Annotated in this window: 11 protein-coding genes; 9 read left to right on the forward strand and 2 right to left on the reverse strand. The window is 43.3% G+C overall.

Annotated elements, in window-relative coordinates; genetic code table 11:
• Positions 1-129: 129 nt before the first annotated feature.
• From AC07NA_RS05310 to AC07NA_RS05320, 3 genes are all read left to right on the forward strand, one after another.
• Positions 130-1,374 carry a cytochrome c3 family protein gene (locus AC07NA_RS05310; RefSeq protein ID WP_494896324.1) on the forward strand — a complete coding sequence of 415 codons (1,245 nt, stop codon included), beginning with the start codon at positions 130-132 and terminating at the stop codon, positions 1,372-1,374.
• Between the two features lie 31 nt (positions 1,375-1,405).
• Positions 1,406-2,635, forward strand: coding sequence for a glycoside hydrolase family 5 protein (locus AC07NA_RS05315; protein WP_494896326.1), 1,230 nt, complete (start codon positions 1,406-1,408; stop codon positions 2,633-2,635).
• 102 nt (positions 2,636-2,737) lie between these two features.
• A complete protein-coding gene (locus AC07NA_RS05320; protein WP_494896328.1) occupies positions 2,738-4,642 on the forward strand; it encodes a 7TM diverse intracellular signaling domain-containing protein in 1,905 nt (634 codons plus the stop codon).
• Positions 4,643-4,791: 149 nt separating this feature from the next.
• On the opposite strand, the gene AC07NA_RS05325 is transcribed toward AC07NA_RS05320, so the two are convergent.
• On the reverse strand, positions 4,792-5,472 hold the full coding sequence (locus tag AC07NA_RS05325) for a hypothetical protein (protein ID WP_494896330.1): 681 nt from the start codon (positions 5,470-5,472) through the stop codon (positions 4,792-4,794).
• A gap of 418 nt (positions 5,473-5,890) precedes the next feature.
• Positions 5,891-6,994 carry an AI-2E family transporter gene (locus tag AC07NA_RS05330; RefSeq protein WP_494896332.1) on the reverse strand — a complete coding sequence of 368 codons (1,104 nt, stop codon included), beginning with the start codon at positions 6,992-6,994 and terminating at the stop codon, positions 5,891-5,893.
• 288 nt (positions 6,995-7,282) lie between these two features.
• Here AC07NA_RS05330 and AC07NA_RS05335 point away from each other — a divergent pair, with 288 nt between their 5' ends.
• The 6 genes from AC07NA_RS05335 to AC07NA_RS05360 all read left to right on the forward strand — a co-directional run bounded on the left by AC07NA_RS05335 (position 7,283) and on the right by AC07NA_RS05360 (position 18,873).
• Positions 7,283-7,675 (forward strand): group III truncated hemoglobin, encoded by a 393-nt coding sequence (locus tag AC07NA_RS05335; protein ID WP_494896334.1) that lies wholly within the window; start codon positions 7,283-7,285, stop codon positions 7,673-7,675.
• 322 nt (positions 7,676-7,997) lie between these two features.
• Positions 7,998-10,124: a glycoside hydrolase family 31 protein gene (locus tag AC07NA_RS05340; RefSeq protein ID WP_494896336.1), complete on the forward strand. Its 2,127-nt coding sequence runs from the start codon at positions 7,998-8,000 to the stop codon at positions 10,122-10,124.
• A gap of 451 nt (positions 10,125-10,575) precedes the next feature.
• Complete coding sequence (locus AC07NA_RS05345; RefSeq protein WP_494896338.1) at positions 10,576-12,891, forward strand: GH92 family glycosyl hydrolase; 2,316 nt, start codon at positions 10,576-10,578, stop codon at positions 12,889-12,891.
• Between the two features lie 27 nt (positions 12,892-12,918).
• Entirely contained in the window at positions 12,919-14,868 is a 1,950-nt protein-coding gene (locus tag AC07NA_RS05350; RefSeq protein ID WP_494896340.1) for a glycoside hydrolase family 97 protein, read from the forward strand.
• A 140-nt stretch (positions 14,869-15,008) separates the two neighbouring features.
• Positions 15,009-16,142 (forward strand): beta-1,2-mannosidase, encoded by a 1,134-nt coding sequence (locus tag AC07NA_RS05355; RefSeq protein ID WP_494896342.1) that lies wholly within the window; start codon positions 15,009-15,011, stop codon positions 16,140-16,142.
• Positions 16,143-16,395: 253 nt separating this feature from the next.
• Positions 16,396-18,873 (forward strand): glutaminase family protein, encoded by a 2,478-nt coding sequence (locus AC07NA_RS05360; protein WP_494896344.1) that lies wholly within the window; start codon positions 16,396-16,398, stop codon positions 18,871-18,873.
• Positions 18,874-18,885: the final 12 nt, after the last annotated feature.

An 18,885-nucleotide genomic window follows, 5' to 3' on the forward strand; every position in this document is an offset into this window, starting at 1 on the left:
GTATTATTATGGTATAAACCATTATAACCTGTTTTTGAAATAAACGGATATCATTGCGGGGCTAAGGCATTGCTTCGTGCCTCGCGATGACAAGTTTTTAAACACTATTTAAGCATTATACTTATCACGATGAAGCGCAAAAGAATATTATTATTGTGTTCAATATTCATGATACCGCTCGTTCTGATATTTTCTCAATGCGATAAACTTAATAAAAAAGATGATCCACGGGGGGAGTTGTATGCAGGCTCGGCAACCTGCATACGCTGCCACAAAGATGTATACGCTAATTATTTACATACCGCTCATTTTAAAAGTACGCGCGAGGCCGAAGCAACAACTACCCACGGCGACTTTGCGCGCAATAACACCTTTGTGTTTAACGCGCATAGCAAGGTGGTGATGGAAAAACGCGCTGGGGGCTTATACCAGGTGGGCTATACCGATGGTAAAAAGACCGATGAGCAGCGTTTTGATATTACGTTTGGCGGTGTAAAGGCCGAAACCTATTTGTACTGGAAAAACAACCAGATCTACCAGTTGCCGGTATCGTACTTCAGTAAATTGCATGGCTGGGCTAATAGTCCGGGGTATGATACTACGCAGGTTAACTTTACGCGCATTATCGGCAAGCGTTGTTTTGAGTGCCATGCATCGTACATAAAAGAGCTGCCTGCTGAAACGCAAAGCTTAAGCCAAACGGTAGAGTTTGATAAGGCATCGCTGATCAATGGCGTTGATTGCGAACGTTGCCATGGCCCTGCGGCAAATCATGTTAATTTTCATACGGATTTTCCGGAGGAGAAGAAACCCAAGTACATTGCCCGCTATGCTGAACTAACCCGCGGACAAAAAATTGATATGTGCGCGGTTTGCCATTCGGGTAATAAGAACATGATCATTACCACCACCTTCAACTTTAAACCCGGCGATAAGCTGGCCAATTTTGTGGAACCCGATTTCGCGGTGGATCGTAATGATAATACGCTGCTTGATGTACATGGCAACCAAAGCCAGTTACTTGCGCTAAGCCAATGTTTTATTAAGAGTAAAATGGATTGCGCCACCTGCCATAATACGCATGTGAACGAGGAAGCAAATCTATCCCTCGACTCTAAAAAATGTATGAGCTGCCATAGCGATGCAGGCCATAATTTTTGTAAAATGGCCGATAAGATTGGCCCGGCCATTAAAAATAATTGTATTGATTGCCACATGCCCGAACGTCCGTCAAACATCATAGCGGTAGAAACGGCAGGCGCCGGCAAAACCAATCCGTACATGGTACGCACGCACCGGATAGCGGTATATCCCGATCAAACAGAAAAAGTTTTGGCTTATTTAAAAAGTAGTAAAAATTTAAGTAAAAATTAACATATTAAAGGTCTACAAACCGATCTAAATTATGAAGAAGAAATTATCGGGGCTGTTTTTGCTAACGGCCTTATTTTCAATGCCTCTGCTTGCGCAAAATAAATTTATAAGCGTTAAGGGAAAAGAGATCATCGGCACAGATAACAAGCCTTTTTTAATTAAAGGTACCAATTTAGGTAACTGGCTGGTGCCCGAAGGCTATATGTTTAAGCTGAAGGGTATTAACTCGCCCAAGTTGATCAACCAGGCATTTTCGGAGATCATCGGCCCGGATGATATGAAGATTTTTTGGAAGCAGTTTTTGGATACCTACATTACCGAAGCCGATATCCATTACCTTAAAACTACGGGTATTAATTCTATCCGTATCCCGTTCAATTACAAACTGTTCACCAATGAAGATTACATGGGCGCCAATGACTCAACCCGCGGTATCAAGCTGCTGGATAAAGTGATTGGCTGGTGTAAAAAAGAGAACCTGTACGTGATATTGGATATGCACTGCGCGCCGGGCGGCCAAACCGGCGATAATATTGATGATGGTTATGGCTACCCCTTCCTGTTTGAGAGCAGGCCGAGCCAGTTGCTTACCATGCGGATTTGGAAAGACATCGCGAAGCATTACAAAAATGAACCGATCATTTTAGGTTATGATCTGCTGAACGAGCCCATCGCTCATTACTTTAAAGCAGATTATTTTAACCCGCACCTGGAGCCATTGTACAAGGAAATTACTGCGGCCGTGCGTTCAGTTGATAAAAACCACCTGATATTTTTAGGCGGCGCGCAGTGGGATAGCAACTTTAAACCATTCGGTACCCCGTTTGATGATAAACTGGTATACACTTTTCATAAGTACTGGACGGATGCCACCGTTGCCGTAATACAGGATTACATCGACTTCCGTAATAAATACAATGTGCCTATTTACGTAGGTGAAACCGGCGAAAATACTGACGAATGGGTGCGCGATTTCAGGATAGTGCTGGAGAAAAACAACATTGGCTGGCATTACTGGCCATACAAAAAAATGGATAACCTGCGTGGTTTCCGTACGTTTGATGAGCCTGCCGGTTATGCCAAAATACTGGAATACACCGAAAAGCCCCGCCAAACTTTTGAGGATATCCGCAAGGCTACCCCCGAAGACCGTAAGGCACTTAAAGAGATATTATTTAAAGTATTGGAGAACAGTAAGTTTGTTAACACCAAATCCAACAAAGGCTACATTGAAGCGCTGGGTATGGTAGCCGGACAGTAGTGACTGATAGAATTTAAGAAATATAGTATATTGCGAGCTTATAAATAAACCTGAATGCCATGCCAATTGGGCGTAAACAACGTTTAAAAGATCTGTGTGAGTATGCTGAAAACCTTCATAAAGCGGTTAGCCGTTATTGTGTGTTTTGTAGGTATGGCCTTAAGCGCTTTGGCGCAAAAGGCCGTTCCATTAAATGATGATATCAATCAGCATATATTTGCCTACGCCGAAATTGAGAGTTTTAAAGATACTACCAATACGCTTAGTTTTGAGCAGGTTAGGAGTGCCGCTTACACCACCAAATTTAAATCGAGCAGTATTTATACCCCCAAGGCTTTAAGTCCGGCGGCTACTTACTGGTACCGTATAGTGATTGATCATACGGCATCAAAAAAGAACTGGCTGCTGGAGTTTATGGATCAAACCATCGACAGTATTACCACTTACACGCCCGATAATAATAACCGGTACAAAATAGCCGTTTTCGGTGCCGCGTACCCGTTTTCGCAACGGTTGTATCGCCATAAAAACTTTACGCTCAATATTGATGGTAATGTTAGGGGGCAGCATGTGTATTACATACGTGTGCGGTCGCACCAGCAGGTAAACGTTATTATAGCACTGCGTTCGGTGGGCTGGTTTGTGCATTACGCGCTGGATGAGTATTTCTTTTTCGGTAGTTTTTATGGTATGCTGATGGTTTTCGGGTTGTATAACCTGATGATGTTTTTTGCCATAAAGCAAAAGCAGTACCTGTACTATGTAATGTACAACCTAAGTATAGGTTTCTACGAAATGTGTACCGATGGTATCGCCTACCAATACCTGTGGACTGATTCGCCAATATGGAACCAGTACGCGTATGGTGTGGCACTTTTTTTTGCCAGCGTTTTTGGCATGCGGTTTACCCAAAGCCTGCTGCATATTAAAGCCCGTGCGCCAAAACTGAACAAGCTGATATGGGCGGTAATTGGTTTGCGCACTATCTTTTTTATAGTATGCTTAACGGTTGATAGAAACTGGTTCAATTATAAAATTGTGGAGATAGTGCCACTACTACTGGCTTGTTATGCAGGTTTTTATGTAATGAGCAAAGGCTACTGGCCGGCGCGTTTCTTTGTGGTGGGCTACAGCTTTTTGTTTGTAGGCTTTATTATCAAGATCCTCATAGCGTTTGATGTGCCTTGGTTACCCTTTGGGCCGGTTACACATTACAGCTTAAGTTTTTGCTTTATTATGGAAATGCTCTTTATCTCCTTCGCGATAGGTGAAAAGGTGCGGGCATTGAAGAAAAAGAAAGATTATGTGCAGCGCCGCATCATCAGGCAGATGAAGCAAAACGAGGAACTGAAGGATAACATCAATCGCCAGCTGGAAGAGCAGGTAAGGGAGCGCACCAAGGAGCTGATTGAAAAATCGGAAGTGATTGCCCAGCAGAACGACGAGCTTAAATCGGTAAACCTGCTGCTGAAAGAACAGGCCGAAGAAATATCGCGGATCAATGTATTATTAGAGAACGATAACATCACCCTGCATACCAATATTGAAAAGGTAACGCACGACAGGGTAATGTCGGCCGAGGTAGATTTTGAAGAGTTCAGCCGCATTTACCCCGACAGGGAAACCTGCTTCAAGTTCCTGTCGGACTTGAAATGGGAAAACGGTTACCATTGCCGTAAATGCACGCACACCCATTATAGCGGCGGCCATTTGCCATACAGCAGGCGTTGCTCAAAATGCGGGTACGAAGAATCGGTTATCGCCTACACCATTCTGCAAAACACGCGGATCCCTATCAATAAGGCATTTTATATGATCTTTTTGATGTACTCTACCAAAGGCAAAATCTCGTCGCACAAGCTCTCCGAAATTGTGGAGATCCGTCAAAGCACCTGCTGGGCCTACAGTTCGCGCATCAAAAAACTCATGGAAAGCAAAAAGAAAGAACTCCGCAATGCAGGGCATAAAGGCTGGAGTAAACTGGTACTGGAGGTAATAGAGGAGTAAGGAGAGGAGATTGTTTACCTCTTTAAGTTATCCCACAAAGCCAAGGCTAAAGGGTTTTTGCGGCATAAACTCACAAATCTTTCATGCCCCTGATGATTTATTCAACTGGCTTTGGGTAAACTTGCCATTGCGACTTATGGTTGTAATCTTCATGAAATGTAATATATAATTTTTACGTCATCACCATAAAAATAGGCGCTATTTTCCTTTTTTGTGAATACGATTTCTTTGTCGTAGGATATTTCCAATGTATGACTGTCTATCCATCTTGCATCTATGTTTTTTTCTTGGTTTGTATAGTATAAAACTCCACTGCCGCCATCGGCCCAATTTAACGAACCACCTGTATGGATATAGTTTTTATTTACGAATTCTTGATTTACAACAAAAGTTTTTTTATTATCTGGTGAAGAAATATTTATGATTTTTCGTACTTCAAATTCAAATTTTTGCTTTACTCTTCGTTTCGGTTTGTCCTTTTCTATCGAAATTTGAGAAAGGAATTTTTTAAGTACAGCTTCTCTTTTTTTTAATGTTTTAGTATCAGCTCCTAATTCTTTCCAAATTTCAAGATCATTGCCAGTTTCAATAATGATTTTTACTTGATTAAAAATTATTGGATCTGTTGATTTGGTTTCCCATTGCGCAAATGCCAGTGCAAAAAATGAATTGTTTTTATCATCTCTATCGATAAATAGTTCTTGATAACTCTCAAGAATTTGTGTAGATATTTCATCAGGGTGCTTTCCTTGGTTATATTGATCGATAAATGTTGAATATATATCAAGAAATGCATCGTTGCCATTAATAGCTGTATTCCACGTTCCCATTTAAGTATTAAATTTCGCTTAAATAAAAGCATTAAAATTAATTATTCTATAAAACCTTGTTAAGTTTTAAATAACGAAATGAATAGCAATTATTTTATTTTTCACCAACTAATTTTAATCGCCATAAGAGTATACTGCTACCATACCAAAGCAACCTTTAAATTATCGTCAGTAGGGCCATTTTAATAGTTCTTTGGCTTCTTTAAATAAAAAAGTAAGCTGAAGTTAGTTTTCATAATATCCGATATTAAAAGCTTAATAAAATTAAGATCGAAATCAGGTCTGTACAAGATGTTCAACTGCTGAATGGTTTGACAGTCAAAATGATATGTAGGTATTGGTGAATAAGTGTTTAATGAATAAAAAACTCAAAAACCTCCGTGCAAACCTCTGTGTACTTTGTGGTTAAATTTTCGATCTACTTTATCGTCGTCCCAACATCTTTTGACTTCCGCCTGAAAGCCGGGAAATTCATCGGGCTTTTCTCCGGGCGTTCATCGCCCAGCAGTACGCCCCATTGTTTAAACTGTTCCGATCTGTCGAATACGATCTTCAGCACCGCTATCACCGGCAAGGCCAAAAACATAGCCGATATGCCCGCCATTGTTCCGGCTATAATAATGCCCACAATAGCGGTAAGGGCATTTATCTTCACCTTTGAACCCACAATGCGCGGCATCAGTATATTATTATCTAAAAACTGCACTACCGATATGGCTGCCAGTACTATAATGATATCAAAAATATCCTCGGAAGAGGATAGCGTAATAAGTACGCCCAAAATGTTACCGATCAGCGCGCCCAAGTAGGGGATGAGGTTTAAAAAAGCGAATATGATGCCTATCAGCAAAGCATGTTTTATATCGAACAGGAACAGGATACCACCTAACAAAACGGTGATGTAAGTAATTTGAATAAGCAGACCGATGAGGTAACTTTTGATGATACCTTCGGTTTCGCGCATGGCCTCTTCTACCTGGTTATGTTGTTTGGGTTCAAACCACATAAAAACAAACTTAACAAACAGGTTTTTATACATCAGTATCAGGTAGATGTAGATGGGCAGTAAGCCAAAGAAAAGCAGTACACCGGTAACCGAACCGGCCGCCCCGCTAATAATACTACCCGCCGAATTGAATAGTTTATTGCTTTGTTCGCTGATGAAGCGCAACTGCTCATCGGGCGAAAAATTGAAACTTTCGTTGATCCACTTGCTAAGCGCGCCAAGGTGCTTGCTCATGTTCTGTTTAATCTGCGGAAAATCGTTCACCAGCGAACCTATCTGCGATGAAAAGAGCCAAACAATCAATCCTGCGAATACGGTAAGCCCCAGTATAGGCAGAAAGATAGCCAAGGCCTCCGGGAAATTGATCCGCCGGAAAAAGCGGAAGATGGGCAACAGCATCAGGCTCACAAAAAAAGCCATCAGCAAAGGCATTAGTATGGTTTGACCAATAACGATAACTGCTCCTACCAAAAACAGGCCGAGTAATTCAATTGAGCGTTTTACTGTGACAGGCATTTCTTTCATACTATATAAATACTTATCGCCTGCATATTGTTTACATAATACTGTTCGATCTATTATAAACTCAACTAAAAAAACGTGTCATTGCGAGGAACGAAGCAATCGCGAACTATGCAGGCACGATTTGCATGCGTAGAGATTGCTTTGTCGTACCTCCGAGCAATGACGGTTTGGGGTTTGTGTTTTATAAAACAGCTTCTGACAGTAACATGTAATAATTGTTTAATTTTAAAGTATTAACCATATACGCTGTTAGCTTTGTAAGCTGATACAATAATACTGATGCCCGAGGCCAACGACATACTTACGCTTGATGATATAAAGCAACTGGTTGATACCTTTTACAATAAGGTACAGCAGGATGCCTTGCTTGCGCCTGTTTTTAACGAACGCATACAAAACCGCTGGCCCGAACACCTCGAAAAAATGTACAAATTTTGGCAAACCGTATTGCTGGAAGAATACACTTATTTCGGCCGCCCTTTTCCGCCGCATGCACAATTACCGGTAGATCATACCCACTTTGCCGAATGGCTGCAACTGTTTAACCAAACCATCGACGAACTTTTTGCCGGCGACAAAGCCACCGAAGCCAAATGGCGCGCCGCCAAAATGGCCGAAATGTTCCAGATTAAAATCGCCCATTTCAGGGGCAATCAGCATAATATTATATAGGCTGTTCGTAACGCTTTCTCAATCCCTCCTTGAGGAGGGGTGTGTTGGGAACTGTAGTGACAGGGAGGTGTTTATGCGGCATTTAATTGAAAAACTTAACGATGAAACCCCTCCCTACGCCCTCCCAAGGGAAGGATTCGCACATGCCCCCACTATCTTACTCATAACACCGACTATAGCCTGTACTCTTCTTTACCTAACAAACAACTCACAACATACAACCCACAACATAATAAATAACCCGAAAAAAATATATCTTGTACCCAATTTAGTGTTGCTGCAATTGTGCACCGACCTCCGCGTTTACCATTACCTATTTTTTATGAAGAAAACCTTTACGCTCATTCTTTTTATTGCCTTGCAAATAAATGCTTTTAGTCAAACGGTTGATTTGGCTACAGGCGTAAAAAAGATAACATCAGGCACGGCCGATAAATTTACCCCTTACAGTTTTTGTACTGAAAAGCCGATGACCGCCGCGCTTGACAAGCTGCCTGCGGGGAAACTGCCGTTTAACATCAGCGATATCCGAATCAATATTAACGAGCGGGGAGTAGTGGTTGAAATTCCGCTGGATGATAGCGAACAGCTATACGGTTTCGGGTTGCAGATGGGCTCTTTTAACCAGCGTGGATTAAGGAAACGCCCTATTGTGAACGATAACCCGCTAAACGATTTGGGCTATACTCACGGACCAACCACCTTTTACGTATCAAATAAAGGCTATGGTATCTTAATAAATACAGCCCGCTATACCACTTTTTATTGCGGCACTACCGACAAGTTGAAAAATAAAGCCAATACAAAAGCCGATGGTAAGGGCGGTAATTCGGTAGAGGAATTGTATAAGAATGATAATGCGGCGGCCGGTAATGTAACGGTAGATATCCCCGGCGCGAAAGGCATTGAGGTATTTGTATTTGAAGGGCCGGATGTAAAGAGCGTGATACAGCGTTACAACCTGTTTTCGGGCGGCGGGGCTTTGCCTGCCATTTGGGGCCTGGGAGTAAAGTATCGTGTTAAGGCCGATTTTACGCAGAGCCAGGTTAACAAAATGGCCGACTATTTTCGTGTTAACCATATACCTTGCGATGTACTGGGGATTGAGCCACGCTGGCAAACCGCTTCTTACTCATGTTCTTACGTGTGGAATAAAGATTTCTTTCCATCTCCGCAAGGCTTTATCGATACCATGAAAGCCAAGGGTTTCCGTGTTAACCTGTGGGAGCATGCCTTTGTGTCGCCGAGTTCGCCATTGTATGAACCGCTAAAAAATAAAGCGGGCAATTACCTGGTATGGAACGGCTTGGTGCCCGATTTTGCCGATACCGCTGCCAGTAACATCTTCGCTGCTTACCATAAAAAAACGTTTGTTGACGAAGGTATTTCCGGCTTTAAAATGGATGAGTGCGATAATTCCAATATCGCTTTCGGTAATGCTACCTGGAGTTTCCCGGAGTTGAGCCGGTTCCCGTCGGGTATTGATGGCGAGCAGATGCACCAGGTGTTTGGCGTGGTGTATCAAAAATCCATTTACAATATTTATAAAGAGTTGAACCAGCGTACTTACCTGGATGTACGCGCGTCGAACGCTTTCGCCTCATCGTACCCGGCTGCTTTGTATAGCGATACTTACGAGCATGATGAATATATCCGCATGATACTTAATTCGGGCTTTTCGGGGATGATTTGGTCGCCGGAGGTGCGGGAGTCAAATACCATTAAAGATTTTATGCGTCGCAGCCAAACCGCGGTGCTATCGGCCCAAACCCTGTATAACTCATGGTACCTGCAAAACCCGCCATGGTTGCAAATCAATAAAGAAAAGAATAACAAAAACGAGTTGATGGATAATGCGAAGGAGATAGAGGCTGACGTGCGCACGCTGCTCAACTTCCGCATGAGTTTGGTACCTTACCTGTACAATGCCTTTGCCGATTACAGGCTGAAGGGAACCCCGCCGTTCAGGGCTTTGGTGATGGATTATCCGCAAGATAAAAACACCTTTAACCTGTCCGACGAGTACATGATAGGCGACGGTATACTCGCAGCCCCGCTAACCGAAAAGCAGGACGAACGGAAAGTATACCTGCCTGCCGGTACCTGGTACGATTATAATACCAACCAAAAGTACGAAGGCGGCAAACACTACACCATAAAACCAAGCCTTACCCAGCTGCCCATCTTTATAAAAGAGGGTACTATTTTACCGCTGGCCAAACCGGTAGAACACGTAGCGGCCGATACCAAATTCGAGATCACCTGCTACGTATATGGCAATGCCACCGCTGCCACCTTATTTGAGGATGACGGGCTTACCTTTAACTATGAAAAGGGCAATTACAATACTGTAAACCTGTTATGGAACAATGGCAAAGGCGCGGTAAAACGTAGTGGTAAATTTAAAAACACCCGTTACATTATAAAAAAATGGCAGGTAATTAATTAACCTGCCATGCCAAAATACATTATGCAATGGCCAAAATGGTAAAATGATAAGCCGCGCCTGCTGATAGTTTAATAGTTATTTTAACGGTTTATTTCACCAATAAATAACAATCGATTGGCGCGTTAATGTATATACAAGTATTTGACAGGTTAAAAGGTGATGCTTGCTGCTAAAACTAATTAGCATGGGTTAATTGCCGTGTTTTTTAATATTTTAGTTGTTCAATTATAAATTTTATGTATAATTGACAGTTGCAAAACAATTACCAATTATACGTTAAATACCTGTTTAGCCGCTGCAAGAGCCACTTTGCCAAAATAGCAGGGAAATTAACGGATGATGTACCCGCTAAAAACGGATAATAAAGTGCTGCCTGATTTTAATATTATAAGGTGATGTGAAATGAAAATTAAAACATCAGTAAACAATTAAATTCTGCACCCTAACCAAAATGATGAAGAAGTACCTTATTCTATTACTTGCAGCTGCTTGCCAGGTAAGTGCTATAAAAGCGCAAACCCCGGCCGATTACGTAAACCCTTTTATTGGCGCTACTACCAGCGTTGATGCCGCGGGCGTATACCATGGGCTTGGCAAAACCTTTCCGGGTGCTACGGTGCCTTATGGCATGGTACAAGTAAGCCCCAACACCATTACCGGCGGCGATAATGGTCCCGGTTACAGCTACGAACACACCAGTATCGAGGGCTTTGCCTTTACACAAATGAGCGGTATCGGTTGGTACGGTGATCTGGGTAATTTCCTGGTGATGCCCACCACGGGCAAGCTCAATACCTTTTCGGGTAAGTTAGATCATCCCGAATTGGGTTATCGTTCAACATATACTAAAACGAGCGAAGCAGCAAGCGCCGGATATTATTCGGTAAAGCTGGATAAATACAATGTAAAGGCCGAAATGACGGCAGCCCCGCATAGCGGCATACTGCGTTTTACCTTCCCTAAAAATGACGATTCGCGTATTCAGATAGACCTGGCCCGCAGGGTAGGCGGTACCTCAACACTACAATATGTAAAGGTAGTGGATGACCATACCATACAAGGCTGGATGAAATGTACACCTGACGGCGGCGGCTGGGGTAATGGCGATGGTAAGGGCGATTATACCGTATACTTTTACGCCCAATTCAGCAAGCCGTTAAAAAGTTACGGCGTATGGAGCGCCAACATCCCCGACGATTGGAAACGCAAACTGGAAGACGTTACCAGCGATAAATACCAGCAGGCCATTGCCAATGCCCAGGTATTACCAAACGTAAGCGAAAAAGAAGGAAAGCATTTAGGCTTTTACACCGGCTTTGCCACTACGGCTAACGAGCAGGTGCTGATAAAAAGCGGAATCTCGCTGGTAAGCATAGAAGGCGCTAAAAAGAACCTGCAAGCCGAAATACCTGCTTGGGATTTTGATGGCGTACACCAAAAAGCCCGCGCTTTATGGAATAATGCACTATCAAAAGTAAGCCTTACCGGCGGTACTAAAGATCAGCGTACGGTTTTCTATACCGCGCTGTACCATACCATGATAGACCCACGTATTGTGAGCGATGTGGATGGTAATTATACCGGTGGCGATAACAAAGTACACCAATCATCAGCATTTAATAAACGCACTATTTTTAGCGGCTGGGATGTTTTCCGCAGCCAAATGCCTTTGCAAACCATTATCAACCCATCGCTGGTGAATGATATGGTGAACTCGCTGGTTACCCTGGCGGGCGAAAAGAAGGAAAATTACCTGGAACGCTGGGAGTTTTTAAACGCCTATAGCGGTTGTATGCTGGGTAACCCTGCCATATCCGTTATTGCTGATGCTTACGCCAAAAACATCCGCAATTTTAATGTGCCCGAGGCTTACAAGTTATCGGTTAGTACAATGGATAAGTTTGGCAATGGCGATGAAGGCTATTACTATGTTGATAACGGCATTGCTAAAACGCTGGAGTATGCCTATAACGATTGGTGCGTAGCGCAGTTGGCTAAAGGCCTCAACAAAACAGCCGATTATGCTAAATACAAACAAAAAGGCGAAGCTTACAAAAATATATTCGATCCGGAAAAGCACTGGTTTCGCCCTAAGCTGAAAGATGGCAGCTGGGAGCCATGGCCTGCCGAGGGCCGTTTGAAAGAGTGGTACGGCTGTATGGAAAGCAACCCTTATCAGCAAGGTTGGTTTGTACCGCAGGATGTACCGGGTATGGTGAAATTAATGGGCGGCAATGCCAAAGTAATTGCCGATCTGGACAGCATGTTCATCAAAACACCCGAAAACATGATGTGGAATGCTTATTACAACCATGCTAACGAACCAGTGCATCACGTGCCTTTTCTGTTTAATAAATTGGGCGCACCGTGGTTAACCCAAAAATGGACGCGCGAGGTTGCCCGCCGTTCTTACAAAAATTCGGTAGAGGGATTGATAGGTAATGAAGATGTTGGGCAAATGTCGGCATGGTATATACTGGCAGCCAGTGGTATCCACCCGATTTGTCCCGGCGATCCAAGGCAGGAAATTACCAGCCCGTCGTTTGATAAGGTGGTATTTAGGTTAGATCCTGCTTATGCCAAAGGCAAAACGTTTACCATAGCGGCCCGTAATAATTCGTCCAAAAATGTTTACATACAAAGCGCGAGGCTAAACGGCAAGCCTTACAACAAATGCTACCTCGAATTTAGCCAGATAACAGATGGCGGCTACCTCGAACTTACGATGGGGCCAAAACCTGCCAAGGGCTGGGGAAGCACCAAATAGCACTAAAACTGAAAGCTCACAATAACAATGAAAAGAAAACTGTTAATTACCGGCCTGCTTTTATCAGCAGGTTTAAAACTGATCAGCGCGCCGATCGACCTTTTATCGCCCGATAAGAAGATAAAGGTATCGGTTGATCTTAAAAACCGCATTACCTATTCGGTTACCTTTAACGGCGACGCGCTGTTAAGCGATTCGTACCTGCAACTTAACCTGGATAAACAAAAGCTGGGTGCCGATCCTAAACTGATCAAAAAGTCGTTTTCAACGGTTAACGCCACTTCGCACCCGGTAGTGCCTTTTAAAAGCAGCACGGTAATTAACAACTACAACCTATTAAGGCTCGATTTTAAGAACAATTTCAGCGTAGAGTTCCGCGCATATAACGATGGTATCGCTTACCGCTTTATCACCAGCAAAAAAGATTCGATCATCGTTAACGACGAAGACGCGCATTTTAACTTTGTTGATAATGTAGAGGCATCATACCTCGAAACTGATAACTTCAAAACCTCTTACGAAATACTTTACGCTAAAAAAGACCTCGGTAAGGTTAATAAAAGCAACATGAGCGTATTGCCTATTTTGTTTGATAACAAAAAGTACAAGGTAATGCTGTCCGAAGCCGATCTGTACGATTATCCTTGCCTGCTGTTAAAAGCTACCGGCGATAAATCGATGGATGCCATTTTTCCTAAAAACCCGATCGAGTTCGGTCCGGATGGCGATAGGAGCGTGAAGCTGGTTAAAGAAGCATCATACATAGCCAAAACAAAAGGTACCCGCAGTTTTCCATGGCGCTTTTTGGTGATCACCGATAAGGATAAACAACTGGTAGAAACCGAAATGGTGTACAACCTATCAACCCCTAATCAGTTAAAAGATACCCAATGGATAAAACCGGGCCAGGTTACCTGGGAGTGGTGGCATAATGCTTACGTGTACGGCGTCGATTTTAAATCGGGCTACAACCAGGATACCTATAAATATTATATCGATTTCGCTTCAAAAAACGGCATCCCGTATATATTGATGGATGAAGGCTGGGCTAAAACAACGTTAAACCCGTTCGAGCCAAACCCGACCATCAACTTACAGGAACTGATTGCTTACGGTAAGCAAAAAAATGTAAAGATAGTTTTATGGTTTACATGGCTGGCGGTTGAGAACAATTTCAACGTGTTTGAAACGCTGGAGAAATGGGGCATAGCCGGTGTTAAGATCGACTTTATGGAGCGTAACGATCAGTGGATGGTAAACTACTATACGCGTGTAGCTAAAGAAGCTGCCAAGCACCATATCCTGGTTGATTTCCATGGCGCGTTTAAACCTGCGGGTTTAGAGGTCGCTTATCCTAACGTACTGTCGTACGAGGGTGTGGTTGGTATGGAGCAGAACATAGGCGGAGGATTCGCTACGCCTAATAACAATGTGTTCCTTCCTTTCCTGCGTAATACGGTAGGCCCTATGGATTATACACCGGGAGCTATGCGTTCCGGTCACCCTAAAGATTACCGTGCTAACTGGCACAATGTAATGAGTGTGGGCACAAGAGCACATCAGCTGGCTTTGTACGTGGTATTTACAAGTGGTTTCCAGATGCTTGCCGATAACCCTTTTAACTACAACAAAGAGCCCGAGGCTACAGAGTTTATCACCAGCGTGCCCGTTACCTGGGATGATACCAAAGTGCTTGATGCTTCCGTTGGCGAATACATCGCGGTAGCTAAAAGAAAAGGCGAAAAATGGTTTGTAGGCGCCATGACCAACAACAAAAAACGTGACATCACCATCAATACCGACTTCCTGAAAAAAGGTGTGACCTACAAGATCACCCTGATTAAAGACGGTGTGAATGCTGATTTTCAGGCGATGGACTTTAAAAAGATCGTAAAGGAAATTAAATCGGGCGAAGCCGTTACTATCAGCATGGTTGAAGATGGCGGTTACGTAGCACGTATTGAGCCTGTAAAATAGTATCTAACCCTAAAATTTATACAATTGAGAGCCGGCGTAATTGCCGGCTTTTTTATTTGGTTTTTGCTAAATCGGTTAACTATATTTGGAAACCAATAGTTTTTAAACTTAATTTAAACCAACCAAATACCTGATAATACATGAAAGTACTTAACAAAGCCTGTTTATCGTTATGCGCGTTTTTGTTGGCCGGCAGCCAGTTACTGGCACAGCAGGCCCAGACTGATTTACCTGCCTGGGCATTAGGCCCTTTTGTACGGCCCGAGGGTGTAAACCCGGTGATCAACCCTGACACCAATTCGGTATTTAACGACCCTATGCAGAAGAAGATAGCCCAATGGGAGCCAAGCGATACCTTTAACCCGGCGGCTACCGTAAAAGATGGAAAGATCTATGTACTGTACCGTGCCGAAGATCATTCGGGCGAGGGGATAGGGATGCGTACCTCACGCATTGGCCTGGCTTCGAGTACCGATGGTATCACCATGAAACGCTCAAAAACACCGGTTTTGTTTCCGGGCGAGGATAGCCAAAAGGAATTTGAATGGAAAGGTGGCTGTGAAGACCCACGTGTTGCCGTTACTGCCGATGGCACTTATGTTATATTATACACTCAATGGAACGGCAAAACCCCACGCCTCGGCGCGGCTACCTCCAAAGACCTGTTGAACTGGACAAAATACGGCCCTGTTTTCCGCAAGGCTTATGATGGCAAGTTCTTTAACATGGCCACCAAATCGGCATCTATTGTAACCAAGCTGGTTAACGGCAAGCAGGTGATCGCTAAAATAAACGGCAAGTATTTCATGTACTGGGGCGAAAACGCCGTATTTGCCGCTACCTCAACCGACTTGGTGAACTGGACTCCTGTTGTCAATGAAGATGGCTCATTAAAGAAGCTGATCACCCCGCGTAAAGGTTATTTTGATAGCCAGCTTACCGAATGCGGCCCGCCGGCGGTGTTAACTGAAAAGGGCATTGTGCTGCTATACAATGGTAAAAGCGACAGCAAAAACGGCGATCCTGAATATACACCTAATGCTTATTGCGCCGGGCAGGTACTGTTTTCGGCCACCGATCCAACCAAACCATTGTATCGTTTAGATAAGCCTTTTCTTATTCCCGAAGCTTCTTTCGAAAAGAGCGGGCAGTATCCGTCAGGTACCGTATTTATTGAAGGCTTAGCTTATTACAAACAAAAATGGTTTTTGTATTATGGCTGTGCCGACTCGCGTGTAGCGGTAGCGATTTTTGATCCAAAGAAGAAAAAATAGTGTTTAAACAGCCGTTTTTTGGCTGCTGTTTACTGGATTATTTTAAGTGCTGATTGATAGGATACTCCATTTGTAATAAAATGTTACTTAATTGTTTTAGCTGACTAACAGTTGGTTGTAAAACAAGATGGACTATTTTTGCTTCGGAATTTTTATTAGGTTTGGAATTAACCAATATAAGTAATACTTTTAAATGCCAATTAGACAGTTATTCTTTCGATGGCCTAATTAAGTAAACAGTTAACCCAGATTTATGAACAAACCAAAAACATTTGTAAGGAAGGCCTTTAGCCTTTTAACAGCCTTATTCTTAGCGGGTACTACCAATGCCCAGGAAAGAAAAGCCCCCGCTTATCCGCTGATAACGCATAACCCGTATTTTAGTATATGGTCAACTACTGATCTGCTCACCGGTTCATCAACCAAACACTGGACAGGTACCGATCAGTCATTATTAGGCCTGATAAATGTTGACGGTAAAACCTACCGTTTTTTGGGTGCCGAGCCTGTTAGTTACAAAACTGTTTTAGCAGCATCTGACGAAAAAGCCTATACCGTAAAATATACCGAAACCAAACCGGGCGACGACTGGTGCGCCCCTGAATATGATGCATCGGCCTGGAAAACCGGCGCTGCCCCTTTTACTGATGATAAAGCTACCGCCAAAACACTTTGGAAAAGCAAAAGCCTTTGGGTACGCCGTACCTTTAACCTTAGCAATACCGATATTAACCAGCTGGTATTAAAGCTATGGTATGATGATAACATTGAGGTATTCATCAATGGTGAAAAAGTATTGGATAAAGACCACTGGAACTCTGATTATGATTGGGTTCCTCTGAACAGCTCCGCTAAAAGCAAGCTTAAAGTTGGCGAAAACGTACTGGCCATACATATATTGAATACCGCCGGTGGCGCCGCTCTTGATTTTGGTTTATCAGACAAAATTAAACCGGCTACTCAAATTGAAGTGGCCAAACAAACCAATGTTGAAGTTACCGCTACGCAAACCGTTTACAGCTTTAAAGCCGGTAAGGTTGATTTAGGCGTAACCTTTACTTCGCCGTTGCTGATGAGCGACCTTACAATTTTGTCGAGGCCGGTATCGTACATTACTTACAAGGTAAAAGCCAACGATAAAGCTACACACAATGTAAAAGTATACTTTAGCGCTTCTACCGATGTGGCGGTTAACAAGCCATCGCAAGAGGTTAAGGCTACTAAATATGCTACCGCCGCGCTTGATGTTTTAAAAGCGGGTTCGGTTGAGCAGCCTTTATTACAAAAACGTGGTGACGATTTACGTATCGACTGGGGTTACATGTATGTTGCCGCTCCAAAATCGGCAGGCGCTACCCAGTTTGTATCGTACGAAAGAAATGCCGCCGCAGCCTTTACCGATAAGAGCATGGTATTAGGCGACGCGAAAGGCCAAAAGTTGGCATTGAACACCATTATTCCATTCAATAAGGTTGGTGCTACAGCGGTTGAAAAATTTGTGGAGTTAGGTTATGATGAGATCTTTGCCGTTCAATATTTCAAAACCAACTTAAGGCCATGGTGGAACAACTCGGGTAAAGAAACCATTGAGGGCCAGTTAACCAAAGCCGCTGCCGAATACAAAGGCATCATTCAAAAATGTAACGCGGTTGATAAGAGTATTTATGCTACCACTTTAAAAGCAGGCGGCGAAAAATATGCCGCGCTTTGCGTACTGGCTTACCGTCAGGCTATTTCTGCCCATGGTTTAGTAAAAAGTCCGCAGGGCGATATCTTGTTCCTGTCGAAAGAGAACTTCAGCAACGGTTCAATCAACACGGTTGACGTAACTTACCCATCGGCCCCAATGTTTTTGGTATACAATCCAGACCTGTTGAAAGGCATGCTGAATGGTATATTCTATTACAGCGAAAGTGGTAAGTTCCCTAAACCATTTGCAGCACACGATTTAGGTACTTATCCGTTGGCTAACGGTCAAACTTATGGTGAGGATATGCCGGTGGAAGAATCGGGTAATATGATAATCCTTACCGATGCCATTGCAAAGGCCGAAGGCAACGCCAACTACGCCCGCAAACACTGGAAAACTTTGAGCACCTGGGTTAACTACCTTGTTGAAGAAGGTTTTGACCCTAAAACACAACTTTGTACCGATGACTTTGCCGGTCACCTGGCGCGTAATGCCAACTTATCGGTTAAAGCTATTGTAGGTATTGCCTGCTATGCCGACCTTGCCGAGCAGGTTGGTGAAAAGCGCATTGCCGAAAAATACAGGATCATTGCTAAAGATATGGTAGGCCGCTGGATTCAACTCGCTAAAGACGGCGATCACTACGCCCTTACCTTTGATAACAAAGGCACCTGGAGCCAAAAATATAACATGGTTTGGGATAAGGTATTACACCTAAACCTGTTTCCACAGGATGTGTATGATGCCGAAATTAAATGGTACAAAAGCAAACTGGGCGAATTTGGTTTGCCGTTGGATAGCCGCAAAACCTACACAAAATCTGACTGGATATTGTGGACTGCCAGCTTTACCGGTAACCAGGCCGACTTTTTAGCCTTTGCCGACCCAATGTACAATTACGCCATAAAAACCCCGTCGCGCGTACCGCTGAGCGACTGGCACGAAACTACCGATGGTAGAATGGTAGGTTTCCAGGCACGCAGTGTGGTAGGTGGTTATTATATGAAAGTACTTAAAGATAAATTAGCTACCAAAAAGTAAAACCAATATACT

The organism is Mucilaginibacter sp. GW821-FHT07G05, from assembly GCF_059418565.1.

What these genes read in the sequence shown, in the direction of transcription:
- AC07NA_RS05335 (WP_494896334.1), top strand. Translation starts at nt 7,283, where the DNA reads ATGCCCGAGGCCAACGACATACTTACGCTTGATGATATAAAGCAACTG.
- AC07NA_RS05355 (WP_494896342.1), top strand. Translation starts at nt 15,009, where the DNA reads ATGAAAGTACTTAACAAAGCCTGTTTATCGTTATGCGCGTTTTTGTTG.
- AC07NA_RS05350 (WP_494896340.1), top strand. Translation starts at nt 12,919, where the DNA reads ATGAAAAGAAAACTGTTAATTACCGGCCTGCTTTTATCAGCAGGTTTA.
- AC07NA_RS05340 (WP_494896336.1), top strand. Translation starts at nt 7,998, where the DNA reads ATGAAGAAAACCTTTACGCTCATTCTTTTTATTGCCTTGCAAATAAAT.
- AC07NA_RS05320 (WP_494896328.1), top strand. Translation starts at nt 2,738, where the DNA reads ATGCTGAAAACCTTCATAAAGCGGTTAGCCGTTATTGTGTGTTTTGTA.
- AC07NA_RS05325 (WP_494896330.1), bottom strand. Translation starts at nt 5,472, where the DNA reads ATGGGAACGTGGAATACAGCTATTAATGGCAACGATGCATTTCTTGAT.
- AC07NA_RS05345 (WP_494896338.1), top strand. Translation starts at nt 10,576, where the DNA reads ATGATGAAGAAGTACCTTATTCTATTACTTGCAGCTGCTTGCCAGGTA.
- AC07NA_RS05310 (WP_494896324.1), top strand. Translation starts at nt 130, where the DNA reads ATGAAGCGCAAAAGAATATTATTATTGTGTTCAATATTCATGATACCG.
- AC07NA_RS05330 (WP_494896332.1), bottom strand. Translation starts at nt 6,994, where the DNA reads ATGCCTGTCACAGTAAAACGCTCAATTGAATTACTCGGCCTGTTTTTG.
- AC07NA_RS05315 (WP_494896326.1), top strand. Translation starts at nt 1,406, where the DNA reads ATGAAGAAGAAATTATCGGGGCTGTTTTTGCTAACGGCCTTATTTTCA.
- AC07NA_RS05360 (WP_494896344.1), top strand. Translation starts at nt 16,396, where the DNA reads ATGAACAAACCAAAAACATTTGTAAGGAAGGCCTTTAGCCTTTTAACA.